The organism is Leptolyngbya sp. PL-A3, from assembly GCF_039962325.1.
Taxonomy (GTDB): Bacteria; Cyanobacteriota; Cyanobacteriia; order Elainellales; family Elainellaceae; genus Vacuolonema.
Genome location: NZ_JAMPLB010000008.1, coordinates 105,378 through 120,208 on the forward strand (window position 1 = coordinate 105,378; position 14,831 = coordinate 120,208).

A 14,831-nucleotide genomic window follows, 5' to 3' on the forward strand; every position below is an offset into this window, starting at 1 on the left:
GAAAACCGCTTGCCTCAAGCGAACAGTTTTCGGGCTCGATTGCAAGATGAGAATTGCTGGAACGTGACCTTATAGGTTGCGTTAAATTTTGACCGGATCACTCCAATCGACTTAGAAGATTAGCGTACCTTGGAAAAGCCATATTCCTGCGAATCGCCACCCCTGGGGGAACCATGCAGCCACTCGTTTCTCTAATCCTACTGAGCTACAACCGAGAAACCTATTTAGAAGAAGCGATCGCCAGCGTCTTAACCCAAACCTATCAGAACTTCGAACTGGTCATTTGGGATGACGGCTCTCGCGATCGCTCCCTCCAAGTTGCCCGGGCCGCAGCTCAGCGTGATCAGCGGGTACGCGTCGTCGCAGCAGACCATTGCGGCAAAATTGCCAACCTACGGACACGGGCCATCGCCCAAACCTCAGGCCAATATTTGGGCTGGGTGGATAGTGACGATCGCCTTACCCCAACCACCTTAGAGCGCACAGTAGCGGTCTTGGAGGCTCGTCCTACGGTAGGCATGGTCTACACCGACCACAGAATGATGAACGCCCAGGGGCAGCTAGAAGAATATGGCCAGCGGTGCCGCATTCCTTACTCGCGCGATCGACTGCTGGTCGACTTCATGACCTTCCACTTTCGGTTGCTGCGGCGCGACGTGTATGACCGCATTGGCGGCATCGATCCAACCTGTGAGTATGCCTACGACTACGACCTCTGCCTGCGGCTATCCGAGGCAACAGAGGTGCATCATCTGCCCCTGCCGCTATATCACTATCGACGGCACCAGGCCCATCAATCGCGTCAGCATCGACTTGAACAAATCCAGGGGTCACAGCGGGCAATTAACCGGGCGATCGCGCGGCGAGGATTGAGCGATCGTCTCCGGTTAGACGTGCAACTGTATCAGGGACCGAATGGAGTCGCAGCGACCTTCCGATTGTTAACGCATCAGCGCCAACGACCCACTGTAAGCAGGCCCCTACAGTGGGCCAGCGCTTTTCTAGCAGCCCTACCGCTGGCCGGTGCATTGAGTGGTCCCGTACTAGCCCAATCTGTAGCGCCAGCGAACGATGGCACGGGCACAGTCGTTAATCAGAACGGCAACCAGTACACCATTACGGGGGGGCAGCGATCGCAGAGCAACCTCTTCCACAGCCTGGAACGTCTGGGCCTGAGCCAGGATGAAATTGCCAACTTCCAGTCTGATGCCCAAATTCGCAACATCTTGACCCGCGTCGTGGGCGGCGACCCGTCCGTCATTGACGGTCTCTTACGGGTAAGCGGTAGCGATGCTAACTTGTTTATCTTGAACCCGGCGGGGGTTATTTTTGGCCCCAATGCCCGGTTAGATTTAGCTGGTTCCTTTACCGCCTCAACCGCAACGGGGTTGGGCTTTAACAACGGTTGGTTCAACATCAACGGCACCCCGAATTACTCAGCTCTTACCGGAGACCCCACCAATTTTGCCTTTGCCACCCTCTCGCCCGGAGTGGTACTGAATGCAGGAAACCTGGAGGTGGATGCGGGCGAGTCCCTGACGTTGCTGGGGGGTATGGTAGCTAATACAGGACGGGTGGCTGCTCCAGGCGGCACCATTACCCTGGCCGCTGTCCCAGGGCAAAACCGTGTACGTCTGAGCCAGGAAGGTAGTCTGCTGAATTTGGAGTTTGCCCCCCTACGACGCAACGCCCCCGGAGTCTCAGGAATTTCCTTCACACCGCTTTCATTGCCCGAGTTGCTGACGGGGGGTACAGTTAATGTCGCAACTGGCATCAGCGCACAACCCAATGGCACAGTACGTCTGACCAGCTCACAGACGGTCATCCCCACAGACCCGGGAACGGCGATCGTGTCGGGGCAGGTAGTTGCGGCCTCAAATCAGGCTGGAGCAACACCGGAGATTAATGTGCTGGGCGATCGCGTCGCACTGCTAGATGCCCACCTCGACGCCCGTAGCCAGACCGGAGGCGGGACGGTCCGAGTGGGGGGCGCCTATCAGGGCGGAACCAACCTGCCTACTGCAACAGTTACCGCTGTCGATGCTGAAAGCACGATCAACGCCAGTGCGACAGGCAACGGCACTGGCGGTAATGTTATTCTCTGGGCAGATGGCCTGACCGCTTTTCAGGGAAGCATTCAGGCCCGAGGCAGAAATGGGAATGGAGGTTTCGTTGAGGTATCGGGAGCTCAGGATCTCGTCTTTCAAGGACAGGTGGACGTGAGTGCCGCAAATGGCACAACCGGAACGTTGCTACTAGACCCCACCAACATCTTGATCAGTGACGCTCCCAGTAATCCGGCAGCAGTGGATACGTCTCTTCCCACAATCCTCGCCGGAGATTTTCCGGGTCAGTCGATTACCCTCAACGCAAATACCCTTGAGAACCAGTTCGCAACCATTGTGCTGGAGGCCACCAATGATATCCGAGTCGCCGATGGTTTGTCGCTTAACTTCGGCAGTTCCGGAAACGGCATTATCTTCCGGGCCGACAGCGACAATAGCGGAGCTGGAGGGTTCTTCATGGACCGGACCCAGACCTTGACCACCAATGGACGCGACTTAACAATCACCGGAGCGATCATTGACGCCGGAAACCTGGATACCTCTAGTCCCTTTTTCAGCGAAGTCCCAACGGACGGCACAGCGGGCAATCTTCGTCTGGATGCAACGGGAACTATCACAACAGGACAGCTTTCTGCCAATGGCAGTGGCTTTGGGGGGGGTGATGGCGGACGGATTACCCTAACTGCTGATGACGACATTACAACCGAGCAGATCATTGCCACAGGCGGTGGTTACGGTGGCAATGGCGGCCAGGTTAACTTGATTAGCCCTCGAGGCACCATCAGCGTCAATAGTATCAACGTCCTCGGTCGGGGGGAGGGTGGAACCGGGGGCCAGGTGTTTGTCAATGCCGACCTGTTCAATGTCCGAGACACGGTTGGCGATGGCCAGGCGGACATCAATGGTAGCATTCTGGCCTCTGGAGGCACGGTTGAAATTATCCACCGAGGTGGCCCCGAGAACATTCCTTTCATTGTGGGCCAGGGGACAGGAGTGGAAAATGGGACGGCCGGACCAATTTTTGCCGGCACGGGGGATACTCTGAGTACAGGCAGCTATCCCGTATTAGAGAATGGCGGCGACGCTACCCTCCCCCCGGCAGTCAATGGCGTTACGCTACGTTCCATTAACAATGCCCCAATCCTGTTGGAGAACACCTCCCAAACCTTTTCCACCACGGCTGGTCAACCCATCACCATCAACTTGCAGGATCTGCTGGTGGCGAGCGCTGACCTGGATGGCGATCGCACCGTCACACGTTACGAGGTCGCATCCCTACCAGCAGGAGCAACCCTGACCGTGAATGGAGTCCCTGTTCAGCCCGGGGATACCTTTGACTCCTCTGCTCAGCTGGTCTTTACCCCACCCCCTGGATTTACAGGCAGCCTCGAAGGGTTTTCTCTACAGGTTAGTGACTTGAACCAGGGTCAACCAGTTTTAGCCACCTCAGCTCCCTTCACCGTCTCCTTCCAGGTCAACCCAGAACCCGTCGACCCGGTTGACCCCGTCGATCCTGTCGATCCGGTTGACCCGGTCGATCCGGTTGACCCCGTTGACCCAACCGAACCGGACGATCCTGACTTCCCAGATACTCCAGAACTCTATGAGGACCCAGCCACTCCCAACCCATTCGTCATCCCGTCGGGGGGAGGCACCATTATTGACTGCTGCATGAGTTCAATTGAGCGGCAGTACAATCGCGAGTTCACCGATTATTTGGGTGTTGCACCCGTTCAAACGGCGACTGTTGAACAAGCAGAAACCATTGCTCAAGACATTGAACGGGCTACTGGAGCACGGCCTGCCTTTGTCTATATCAGTTTTGTACCGCCCGAAAGCACCCTGCGTGGTGATGTTCCCGTTCCTCAGGATACGGATCAGCTGGAACTGGTGATTGTGAGCGCTCACGGAGGATTGATTCGCTATCGGGTGCCGGAAGCGACGCGATCGCGCCTGATGGAGACTGCCCGTACCTTCCGCAATGACATTACCAACCCCGTCAACATCAACAACACCCGCTATCGCACCTCGGGCCAGCAGTTATATGAGTGGATTATTTCGCCCATCCTGGCAGATTTGCGCCGTTTGGAAATTACTAACCTAGTGTTCTTACCGGAAGCAGGGTTGCGATCGCTTCCCTACTCCGCTCTCTACGACGGTCAGCAATTTTTAATTGAGCAGTTCAGCGTTGGCCTGATGCCTAGCATCAGCCTCACGGATACTCGCTATGTGGATATTCGCGATAGTTCTATGCTGGCAATGGGTATTGCCGAAAGCACTCAGGGCCAAACGCCACTTCCAGCAGTACCGCTAGAGGTAGACGCCCTGGCCCTCCAGGTGTGGGGCGGCAAGGTACTCCTCAATAATGAGAGTACGCTTCAGAACCTTCAGGACGCCCGAGAGCAACAGCCGTTTGGCATTATCCACCTGGCTACCCATGCTGACTTCGTGGCGGGGGATGCAGGTGAATCTTACATTCAGCTCTGGAATGAGCGGCTCCGTATGGACCAGGTGCGGCAGTTGGGTTGGAATAATCCGCCTGTGGAGTTGCTGGTGCTGAGTGCCTGCCGTACCGCCCTGGGGAACGAACAGGCAGAGTTAGGCTTTGCTGGGTTAGCCGTTCAAAGCGGCGTGAAATCGGCAGTCGCAAGTCTCTGGTATGTCAGTGATGCTGCTACAGCCGCTCTCATGGCCCGCTTCTACGAAGGCCTCCAGGTAGAGCCGATTAAAGCGGAAGCGCTGCGCCAAGCCCAGATTGCGATGGCACGGGGAGAAGTTGCTGTAGATGAGAACGGCCAACTGGTGGGATTAGGCAAAGTAGAAAGCCTGCGGCTTCCCCCAGAAAGTGCCCGTGCTGTGATCGGGCAGACATTGTCGCACCCGTATTACTGGGCAGCCTTTACGCTAATTGGAAACCCCTGGTAGGAAACCTGAGTTCGGGTTAAGGGCGTTTTCGAGTGCCGTGCGTTGCGCGGCACTCGAAAACGCTCATTTTGGCGTGCGCTTTGCGCACGCCAAAATGAGCACTTCAGCTTATCCCGAACTGAGGTGAGGTTAGGAAAGCACGCCCAGCAATAAAAAGAGGGGGGCCAAGCCTCCCTCTTTTTATTGCTGGGAAGAGGAAGGCCAAGCCTTCCTCTTCTATTAATTGGCTGGACAGCTCTCCAGTAAGGGGGCATCTGTCAGGTTTTCCAGACCGATGGAACCCAGTAACGTATTCCACTGCTCAAGCGAGCTCATGTCCTCTGGTTGTAGGCAACGCTGCTGTGCCGCCGTGTTTAACGCATCAAACCAGACACCCGCCTGAGCCAATTCCCCTGCATGTTGAGTAGGCGGAGTGGTTGTGAGCTGAGCTTCCAGAGAGGTTTCCGCAGGAATGCGACGCACCCAGCCCTCTGAGATGACGTCACCGGAGCGATCGCTGGTATCACACACCACGGAGAAGAACCAGTGATAGTCTTGATTGGGCGTCAGGCGCGAAAGGGTGGAATTTTCAGCAGCCGGAACCTCGACCCCAACAATGCCCGGTGTCTCATTGGCCGGTAATGTCTCAAGATAAACCTCGTCTCCGTCCTCATCCAGCAACACAAACTCTAATGCCTGAGCATTCACTGCAGGCACATACCAATAGAGTTTGGGGGTTTCTGATACCGTAGTGCCATAGATCGATACCGTACCATCCACCACAAACTGAGGAGCCAGGGCTGTGAGAGGGCGATCGCTCGTCGCACAACCATTCCCGCGAGTTCCTCCTCCTTCCCGGCGACCGGGTAACCCGCGATCAGGCGGTGTATATTGGGCCTGCACCGGCAATGGCAGCACACTCCATAGGGTTGCCGTCAACAGAGTCAGCGAAATAGCGGCACGGCTGAGGGAATGGAACGGAATACCCATAGGAAACTCCTGAGCAATTTACGTAAGAGCGGATAGAGCTAGTAACAAGCCAATCCCAGAGATTGGTTTTCGCTTAGTTTCAAGATACCCTCAGCCTGATAGAAAACTAATTGCTTGGACGAGCATCTACTAAGCCATGTTTTAGAGCTTGCTGGCAGGGTTGTTTTTTATGGGTGAAGTACACGCAAACAACCTTATAAAGAAGACCCTAGAACGGTAGGTCCATCAAAAACTCTTGGGGTCGTAGGCCTCAAAAATTCTTGATATTTAACAACGCATTAAAGCACTTAGTGCCCAGCCGTTAGGGCTGGTTCTGAGCCAGTAGGATGGGCCGTAGACGTCAGAGGTAACAATGCGTCGGGAACTAATTCTTCTGCCAATACAGTCAGGCCAACAGAGTTGAGCAAGGTTTGCCAGCGAGCTAGCAGGTTTGGCAGTTGAGACACATTATCGTGTGAAGCACCCGCCTCGGGATTAGCGAGGCTAGCCAGCGTGTTGTACCAGATACCCCGACTGGCTAGTAGTTCGGGAAGCTGATCTGGAGCCGTGGCTTGCAGTTCTGCCTGAAGTTGGGTCGAAGGCTCCATACGTTGAATCCAACTGTCAACTATCAGGTTAGCCGAGGCATCATCTGCATCACAGACCAGGGTGAACGCCCAGTTATAGTCCTTTCCGACCTCTAGAGGAGCCAAATTAGCGGTTTTGGGTAGGTCAATGCGAAGCACACCTGAGCGATCGGAAACCCGGTAGGAAGCATGATAAACCGACTCGCCGTCCGCATCCATCAGGTCAAACTCCGCAGCGGCCGCCTGCTCCGCAAAAGACTTCGGCACATACACAAAGAATGAGGGATATTCATCCAGGGTATAGCCGAAATTTTCTGCAGGTACCAGAGCGACCAGGCCGCTACGGCTGGGATCGTTGGGGTTATACCCCCAACAGCCTCGGGTACCGCCTCCTTCACGACGACCGGGCATGCCTCGATTCGGAGGTACAAAGGTCTGGGCCTCCGCTGGCATAGGAATGGCCGAAAGCAGCAGACCCAGCAGCAGCAAAAAGCGTACAGCAAAGCGCCCTGACGAACAAAACAAGGTAAACAGCAATCTAGGTTGGGTAATATTCATGGAAGCGGGCTGGAGGAATGATAGGGGATAAGAATAAGTGAAGCTTGCAGGCACAACTGTTAGACCGATGATTACAACCATCGATCTGGCCAACAACACTCTCAAAAAGCCATTCAGCCTGACAGGGAACCCTGATAGGAACCCAATCGAACCTGAATGCACTGAGCCGAAACTTCGGAATGACCCTCAGATCAAAAACCTCTGTTCCATAGAAAATTAAAACTGGAAGCAGACTTTAGGATGCTAGCAATTTGACCCTGAATACTTAACATCCGAACACATTTGTTTCGAATACTTACGCTCTATAGATTCATGTCCACCTGGATTGTTTCCGGTATTTCCCAGATTTACAGAAACTACACAATTTTACGGCTCTGAAGCTTGGGTGGTAGAGGTGCGCGTACAACACCTTTACCACCAAAGCTTTAGAGCATAGGACTGTTCTCAGAAATACAGATTAGACGCTTGTGCTACGACCCTCTTCAGGAACCGGGATCACGTCAATCGGCGGTGGAGGTAGCAACGCATAACCCAACACCCGATAAATATTGATTTGCTGCTGCTTCCCGTGGAGTGACATAGGCCCCCAGGATTCCACCTCAAAATGCTCTTTGATGTGCACCAGCGTTTCTTCAGCGATCAAGATGCGGCAGGGATCTACCTGCCGTTCCTTTGCACAGCTCTCTAAGCGGGAGGCAATGTTGACACTATCGCCAATCACACCGTATTCCATGCGATCGCGCCCTCCCAAACTTCCTACCACCACTGGCCCCGTGAAAATACCCACCCGCATTTCCACCGCCGAAAATCCCCGCTCCTCCCAGCCTTTGTTCAACAACCGTAAACGTTTCGCCATGGCCAGCGCACACGATACCGCCCGGTATGCGTCCTCATCCACTTCCCGCTCTTCCAGGCGCGGCATCGGTACCCCAAACACCGCCAGCAAACCATCTCCCGTAAATTTGTTGATAATGCCCTGGTGCCGCTGAATTTCTTCTGTCATCGCTTCCAAATATTCGTTCAGCCATTCCAGTAACGCTTCCGGAGCCATTTGCTCGGAAATGTGGCTAAATCCACGAATATCGGTAAAAAGCATCGTGGCAACCAGCCGTTTTCCCGGCAGTTTGCCCGACTCGAGTAAGCGATCGCGCGACTGCCACAACGCATTGGCAATCTCAGGAGAGGTATTTTGACCTAGTAGCGTCATCACCATTTTCTGTTGCTGATGCGCTTGCTGCGCGCGATTGGTAACCACTAGTCCCGCACTGAGAAGAGCGGCGATCGCTGGAGCCACCGTCGGGACCCATCGATCTTGCTGAAACTGAAGCACGCAAGAACCCACCAGCAATACTATCAACCCTGAAGCACTCAACCCCAAGGCCACCGGATGCCGGACCATCCAGGCTAAACTGCCCGCCAGCAGTGACCAGGCCAGAATCCACAACCATTCCTGGGGGTCACTCCAGAACTGGAACAACGGCTCACCATCCAGTACTGTACTGATGATCTGAGACACCATCTGGGCATGAATCACAACCCCGGCCATCTGATGGTCTTCTTGCTCTCCAGCACTGTAAGGGGTGTAGAACAAGTCTTTCGCACTCGGGGCAGTGGTGCCAATCATGACCACCTTGTTACGGATCCAGGATGCTGGCACTTCATTGCGCACTACCTGAGTGAGCGTAACCGTCCGGGCTACATCCCATCGCCTCCGGTACTTGAGCAAAACCTGATAGCCTCGATCATCCAGTTGCTCATAAGCTCCTGACGATTTTCCGAGGGGATGGAACTCAACCGAGCCTATCTGCATTACGTTGGAATCCGTTGCGCTGGGTGCTGGGGTTATCCCTTCGGGTTCCAAATAAGACAGGGCCAGCCGCAACGCAAAGGAAAAGAAGGTCGTGTCTTCTGTCGAGGCAAACAGCAAATTACGCCGCACAATGCCATCTTCATCGACAGGTAAATCATTAAAACCAATGCGTTCCTCTGGCACATGAGGGGGTGGAGGCACAGCATCGGCCCGTTCGCCTAGCTTGGTAATGGCAATCAGGTGCGGTGATTTGAGTTGTTGTTGCAGTTCGGCATTTCCAGGTTCCTGTGGAACATCCCGATGCAGGTCTAACCCAATGACGCGGGGTTCGTACTGTTCCAGGTTGCGTAGAGCTTTGGCCAGGGTGGCATCGTCGGGGGTAGAACGAGCCATCGCTTGAATATCACTTTCCGTAATGCCGACAATTAACAGCCGGTCATCGGCAGGCTGGTCTTCTCGAAGCCGCACTATACGGTCAAAAGCTTTTAATTCTAGAGGCTGCAACCAACCCAGTTGCTTGGCGCCAACGACCAAACTCACAACGGTCAGGCTGGTCACGCCAATAACACGCAAGCCGGGTAAAACTTGCGGTTTCTGCTTCTCCCAAATCTGTTTGATTTGGCGGAGATCGATCCAGTTCACAGGGGAATCCCTTGAAGAGTAGATGAACAGTAGCGTGATGCACCCAGGTTGAAGCAACGCTTAGGCTAACCTGGCCCTCTAGCACAGGCAACCCCTAAGCCTGAAATCAGCGACAGATAAGCACCTCTGCAGCCAATAAAACGAACACTCTCACAACCAAACGCGGGGATCTCACCGCTTACTTCATACAACTCATCAATGCGCTGATCCTGATGAGATTTCTATTTTGATCCGATCATCCTTATTTTCCCCAGATTTTTGCCATTTCTACCACTGACAATTTCTGAAGATTAAGTAGATTCACTGGTAATAGTACCCCGAACGAGCAGAACAGTGGAAGAACTGTTACGGGCGATCGCTTCGGGTATATTCCCTTGCATCACTTGAGCTAATAACCCTTCTCGACTGGCTCCCAGCACAATCACATCGTAATGCTTCTGAGCAGCAAGGCGTACAATCGCCTCCGGCACGGAGTCGCCCCAGACAGGCTGAGCATAGATAGGCACGTTGCTGGTGTGTTGCATAAGCAGTGACGCGGCCTCTTGCAGCAAGTCTGAGTTAACCACCGGTTTGTCGATTAATAACACCTGACACAACCGCACCTCGGGCTGCTGCGCCAGGGTTAGCATCGCTGGGAGCAATTGTAGGGCTGCCTGAGAATTAGGGCCACCGGCCAGGGGCAGTAACCAACGATCAAAGCGGGGCGTGTCGCTCAGCCTGGCCAGCAATACTTCGCAAGGGGCCTGGCGCACCAAGGTATCCACCACACTACCCAACACTCGCCCCGGTGTACTGGTATTCCCCTTCCAGCCCATCAATACCTGATCAATGTGGCGCTCTTTAATGGTTTCCAACACGGCCTGCGAAACATCGTGGGCAACCCGCACCTGGGTATGAATCGAAATCGGTGCGTCCTGCCCCAACGCCTCAATGTGCCGCAATAAGCGACGACTGGCGGTGGTTCGGACGGGGGTTGTGGCTGGAGATCTGCCTCGCGACACCGGAATGACCTGGAGCAGTTCTAATTCGTACTGGCGATCCGTGGCCAGGGCTACAGCTAACTTCATCAGCAGGGGCGCGGTTTGAGGATTGCTTAAGGGAAGTAACAATCGGCCCCGCCCCGTGTTAGGCGATCGCGTCTGATACACGACGTAGGAGGGTTCCGGCTGAGGCCCAAAGGGGCGGCCATCACCGCTAATCTGATCAGACTCTGCCCGAATAATATCGGCTCGGGTAATGATGCCCACCAGCCGCGTTCCCTCCGTCACAGGCAAACGGCTGAGCTGAAAGCGGTTGAGCATATACAGCACGTCTGTCAGAGGGGCATCGGGCGTGACTGTGAGCGGTTGGGGTGTCATAATCTGCGACAGCGTTGCGGCGTCAGAATCCGGCACCTGGACTGATCGAGTTGCCAGGTCGGATTGCGTGACGATACCCACCAGCTTGCCGTCATCAACCACTGGGAAGCCTCGGTGATGCGATCGCGCAAACGCCTGCTTCGCTTCATTGATGGGAATTTGACTGGGTAACGTTTCCACCCGTGGCTGCATCACCATTGCGGCCGTCAACTGGCGCCAGGGTTCCCCCTCCACCTCCTTCCGCCCCAGCTCAATACCACTCCAAGCCAGCAGGTGTGTGTAAATCGAGCCGCCTACCAGACGATGGGCTACCAAGTAGGCAATCACCGACCCAATCATCAGGGGCAGTACTAAATTGAAATCTGTCGTAATTTCAAACACGATCACAATGGCAGTAATCGGCCCCCGGGTGACGGCACTAAAAAACGCTCCCATGCCAGCCAGGGCATAAGTTGTCGTTTCGCTCACCCCCGCTCCCACCATCAGCGGCCCGCCTATCGCTGTGGCAACTCCATGGGCCAGTAACCCGACGAGCGACCCCAGCGCCGCTCCCAGCACCAGGGAAGGCGCAAACAAGCCCCCTGGAGCACCAGAACCATAGGCCACCAGGGTCAGCAGAAATTTAATAGCAAAAGCTACCAGCAAGAATTGCCATCCCACGGAACCTGTGCTGAGAAAATCCTGTAACCCTGTGTTATCCCGAAATGCACTGGGCAGGAGGGCAGCCACTGACCCCGATACAAATCCTGCCAGAGCGATCCGCCAGGGTAGACCCATCTGCAAAACCTGACGGTTCAACCGCAGACTCGTAAAGATGCCCTGATTAAATAACGCTCCCAAAACCCCTGCCAGCAACCCCAACAGGAGAAAAAAGGGTAGATCTTGCACCGAAAAGGTCGTGTTGAGGCTGGCGATCGCCGCATCTAAACTCAAGCTCCGTCCGCCTAACACCCGCGACACTACCGCTCCAATAAAGGACGCCAGAATCGCGGTGCCTAAAGTTAAGCCCGAAAAATCCTGTAAAAACTCTTCGACAACAAATAACACTCCGGCAATAGGTGCGTTAAACCCTGCTGCCAAACCCGCTGCTGCCCCAGCTGCAATCAACTGACGGCGATGTTCCGGGGAGGTAGGAATCCACTGACTCAGTTGAGCCGCCAGCGCGGCCCCAACATGCACCGTTGGCCCCTGCCGCCCCAGGTTCAAACCAGACCCCAAAACGAGAATCACACTGGCCATTTTTACCAGAGCCACTCGCAGATTCAGCACTTGGGGTACATTCGCCAACACGGCTTTGACTGGGGGAATGCCACTACCCGCAGCTTCCGGGGCTAACCGCTCTACTAACAAGCCAGCTAACCAGCCACCTATCAAACCAATGGTAGGCAAAATAATGACCGCAGGAATGTGAGTAGCCATTTGGACTCGCCACCCACCCAAAACCCCTACACTCTGCTTCAACAGCACAGCTGCTAAGCCAGAAACCAAACCGATAACGCAGGCTTCTGTAATCGCAAACTGTTTAGAACCCACCAACCGTTGGGGAAGGTGCCGGAGCCGATACAAAACATCCATGAGGCGCGACAGGCAAAACCTCAACGACAACGCCGTAAAGACAGCAAACCCATACAATGTGAAGCAACTTCCATCACCTTACAGAATGAATAGCTGCTTCCTCTGCTGTCTGTTAACACTATGCCCCAGAGAGGGGTAGTTTTCGTGCAGGATACACTCGAAACTTACCTATCCTAAGAGACTTGAGTATTGTCAGAGCTTACGCAAGCCCACCACAGATGCGTACGCCCTGAAATGTGAAAACCCAACGAATGATGAAGCGAACTGATCCATTCCATCATCTTTTGGGTTTTTCCTTCATATACAGTTATTGGATGCCTAATTCACATACCGTGTCCACCGAGTTAGGGCTGGAATCGTGGCACAACGTTGGGGTGGTTGACTGTCGGCAACCTGATCACCCCAGGTCTTCACCGGAAAGGGCGGAGGTGTGATGGCGCGACCAGGGATACTTGCGACCTTGATGCGGGAACGGCAAGCCACGGGTCGAGTGAAAGTCTTCTTGCACCTTGTGAGTGAGGCGTCGGGAGACCTGCCGCACGACTTGATTGAGCAGGCGATCGCCCGTTGATTGGATAAGAGTGTGGGGCAGCGCATGGATAAACCTCGGAAACTGGATTGCAACGTCCAGGTGCAGTTTCCACTCCACCCGGGTAATAACATCAGGCGCACCCTTACCGGCACCATTCTGGCCTGGCTGTTCGCAAAGTTGCAACACCGCACGGAAGTCAACATCGTATCCAGGTGGTGTATAGCCGGGTACCGGAATCGTCTCGATGCGATACGAGCCGTCAGCATCCTGGGGCAACAAGTGCAGGCCAACTTTGGGCTCCACCTCATATCCCATTGCTCCAAATTTACCAATGGTCAGGGCATAACCATTGTTTCCTAAGGGATCAGCAGACATAGGACTGGCACAACGACGAAACCACTCAGAGTGAACATCCAAGTAGTCAGCTACAGTACGGGCATTGGCCCACATTTCCATGCAACTGGCGTAATACCCGTTGAAATGAACCGGTTCCATGGCAGTTGGGGGAGCGTCTTCGTGAGTTTCACCAGCCTCTCGGCCGACGTCTCCAAAGGAGGTTGTCAGCCCCAATAAAGCTGATGAGGGATCAATAGATTGATTATCTAAGGAATTTGCTTGCATGGCTTTCTCACAGGGACGGTCAGCGAAGGATTTCGGCCAGCCAAGCTGGCAGGAGATGGGGGAAGAAACCCCCTGATTTCAAGCAGAACGCCAGTCTTCAGACGCATCAGGGAGACCCCAGCCTGCAACGAAGCCACTGAAACTAGCATAGTCTTGGTACAAAACCATGTAAACACAAGGGTTTTACGGAAAAAGTAGAAAAAATCTCGGAAGTTTTATCCAACAGGCCGAAGAATAGGTGAGAAATTCGGGGGGAATTACCGATAGGAGGAGATTAAGGCAGAGGGCAGGAGGCCGAGCAAAGAACCGTTACAGTACTGTTTTGTTTTGCAACTTCTATGCTTTTCAGTCTTAAACCTTCTACCCTTTCCCCCTCGCCCTCTACCCTCTGCCTTTTTCCTGTCTTACCTTCTGCCTCCTGCCCTCTGCCTTCTACCTTTTTCTTCACTCCGATAGATTCCATTTGCCTGGATTCCTGGGAAACGTGTATGGGTTAGTAAAAACCTTTCTTAGGACAAGACAATGAAAGCATTTGTAGCAGGGGCGACAGGTCGAACAGGAAGACGGATCGTAGAACAGCTTGTGGCACGGGGAATCCCGGTGCGGGCTTTGGTGCGGAGTTTAGAGCGGGGCCAGGCAGAGTTGCCGCCTCAAGCTGAGTTGGTTGTGGGAGATGTATCAGATATGGCGGCATTGAAGGAGGCGATCGCTGACTGCACCGTCGTCCTCTGCGCTACGGGAGCGCCTCCTAGCTTTGATCCCAGCGGCCCCTATCGGGTGGATTTCGAAGGCACAAAAAACCTGGTCAATGCCTCTGTTGACAAGAAAATCGACCAATTTGTTCTGGTATCCTCCCTCTGTGCATCTAAATTCTTTCATCCACTCAACGCATTCTGGTTGATTCTGTTTTGGAAGAAGCAAGCAGAACAGTATCTGCAAAAAAGCGGATTGACCTACACCATTGTTCGTCCCGGTGGGCTGTTGGATACTGACAACACGGATGGCCTGGTTATGCAGGGAGCAGACACCCTATCCGAGGGCCGCATCCCTCGAGAGAAAGTAGCACAGGTCTGTGTAGAAGCCTTGTCAGACCCCAATGCCCGCAACAAAGTGTTAGAGATTATCGCAAAACCGGACGTTAGCCCTCTACCAGTAGGAGAACTTTTTGCTAAGGTGGCGTAGGTTCAAGTTTGACTAACCTCGCCCTTT

7 protein-coding genes are annotated in these 14,831 nt (G+C 54.2%); 2 read left to right on the forward strand and 5 right to left on the reverse strand.

Features of this window, described 5'->3' with window-relative positions; translation table 11 throughout:
* Window positions 1-173: 173 nt before the first annotated feature.
* A complete protein-coding gene (locus NDI52_RS08800) occupies window positions 174-4,991 on the forward strand; it encodes a CHAT domain-containing protein (protein ID WP_348256386.1) in 4,818 nt (1,605 codons plus the stop codon).
* A 219-nt stretch (window positions 4,992-5,210) separates the two neighbouring features.
* Here the strand turns inward: NDI52_RS08800 and NDI52_RS08805 are convergent, their stop codons facing one another.
* The 5 genes from NDI52_RS08805 to NDI52_RS08825 all read right to left on the reverse strand — a co-directional run bounded on the left by NDI52_RS08805 (window position 5,211) and on the right by NDI52_RS08825 (window position 13,622).
* Window positions 5,211-5,960, reverse strand: coding sequence for a DUF928 domain-containing protein (locus NDI52_RS08805; protein ID WP_190772697.1), 750 nt, complete (start codon window positions 5,958-5,960; stop codon window positions 5,211-5,213).
* A 287-nt stretch (window positions 5,961-6,247) separates the two neighbouring features.
* Window positions 6,248-7,084 (reverse strand): DUF928 domain-containing protein, encoded by an 837-nt coding sequence (locus NDI52_RS08810; RefSeq protein ID WP_190772696.1) that lies wholly within the window; start codon window positions 7,082-7,084, stop codon window positions 6,248-6,250.
* Window positions 7,085-7,541: 457 nt separating this feature from the next.
* On the reverse strand, window positions 7,542-9,536 hold the full coding sequence (locus NDI52_RS08815; RefSeq protein WP_199308011.1) for an adenylate/guanylate cyclase domain-containing protein: 1,995 nt from the start codon (window positions 9,534-9,536) through the stop codon (window positions 7,542-7,544).
* A 290-nt stretch (window positions 9,537-9,826) separates the two neighbouring features.
* A complete protein-coding gene (locus NDI52_RS08820) occupies window positions 9,827-12,469 on the reverse strand; it encodes a chloride channel protein (RefSeq protein ID WP_190772695.1) in 2,643 nt (880 codons plus the stop codon).
* Window positions 12,470-12,866: 397 nt separating this feature from the next.
* The gene (locus tag NDI52_RS08825; RefSeq protein WP_190772694.1) at window positions 12,867-13,622 is read right to left on the reverse strand and encodes a DUF1997 domain-containing protein; all 756 of its coding nucleotides are present in this window, start codon (window positions 13,620-13,622) and stop codon (window positions 12,867-12,869) included.
* 522 nt (window positions 13,623-14,144) lie between these two features.
* Here NDI52_RS08825 and NDI52_RS08830 point away from each other — a divergent pair.
* Entirely contained in the window at window positions 14,145-14,804 is a 660-nt protein-coding gene (locus NDI52_RS08830) for an SDR family oxidoreductase (RefSeq protein WP_190772693.1), read from the forward strand.
* The last annotated feature ends 27 nt before the right edge of the window (window positions 14,805-14,831 follow it).

Excerpts from the sequence above, each read along its gene's own strand:
- NDI52_RS08800 (WP_348256386.1), top strand. The coding sequence starts at position 174 with ATGCAGCCACTCGTTTCTCTAATCCTACTGAGCTACAACCGAGAAACC.
- NDI52_RS08820 (WP_190772695.1), bottom strand. The coding sequence starts at position 12,469 with ATGGATGTTTTGTATCGGCTCCGGCACCTTCCCCAACGGTTGGTGGGT.
- NDI52_RS08805 (WP_190772697.1), bottom strand. The coding sequence starts at position 5,960 with ATGGGTATTCCGTTCCATTCCCTCAGCCGTGCCGCTATTTCGCTGACT.
- NDI52_RS08810 (WP_190772696.1), bottom strand. The coding sequence starts at position 7,084 with ATGAATATTACCCAACCTAGATTGCTGTTTACCTTGTTTTGTTCGTCA.
- NDI52_RS08830 (WP_190772693.1), top strand. The coding sequence starts at position 14,145 with ATGAAAGCATTTGTAGCAGGGGCGACAGGTCGAACAGGAAGACGGATC.
- NDI52_RS08825 (WP_190772694.1), bottom strand. The coding sequence starts at position 13,622 with ATGCAAGCAAATTCCTTAGATAATCAATCTATTGATCCCTCATCAGCT.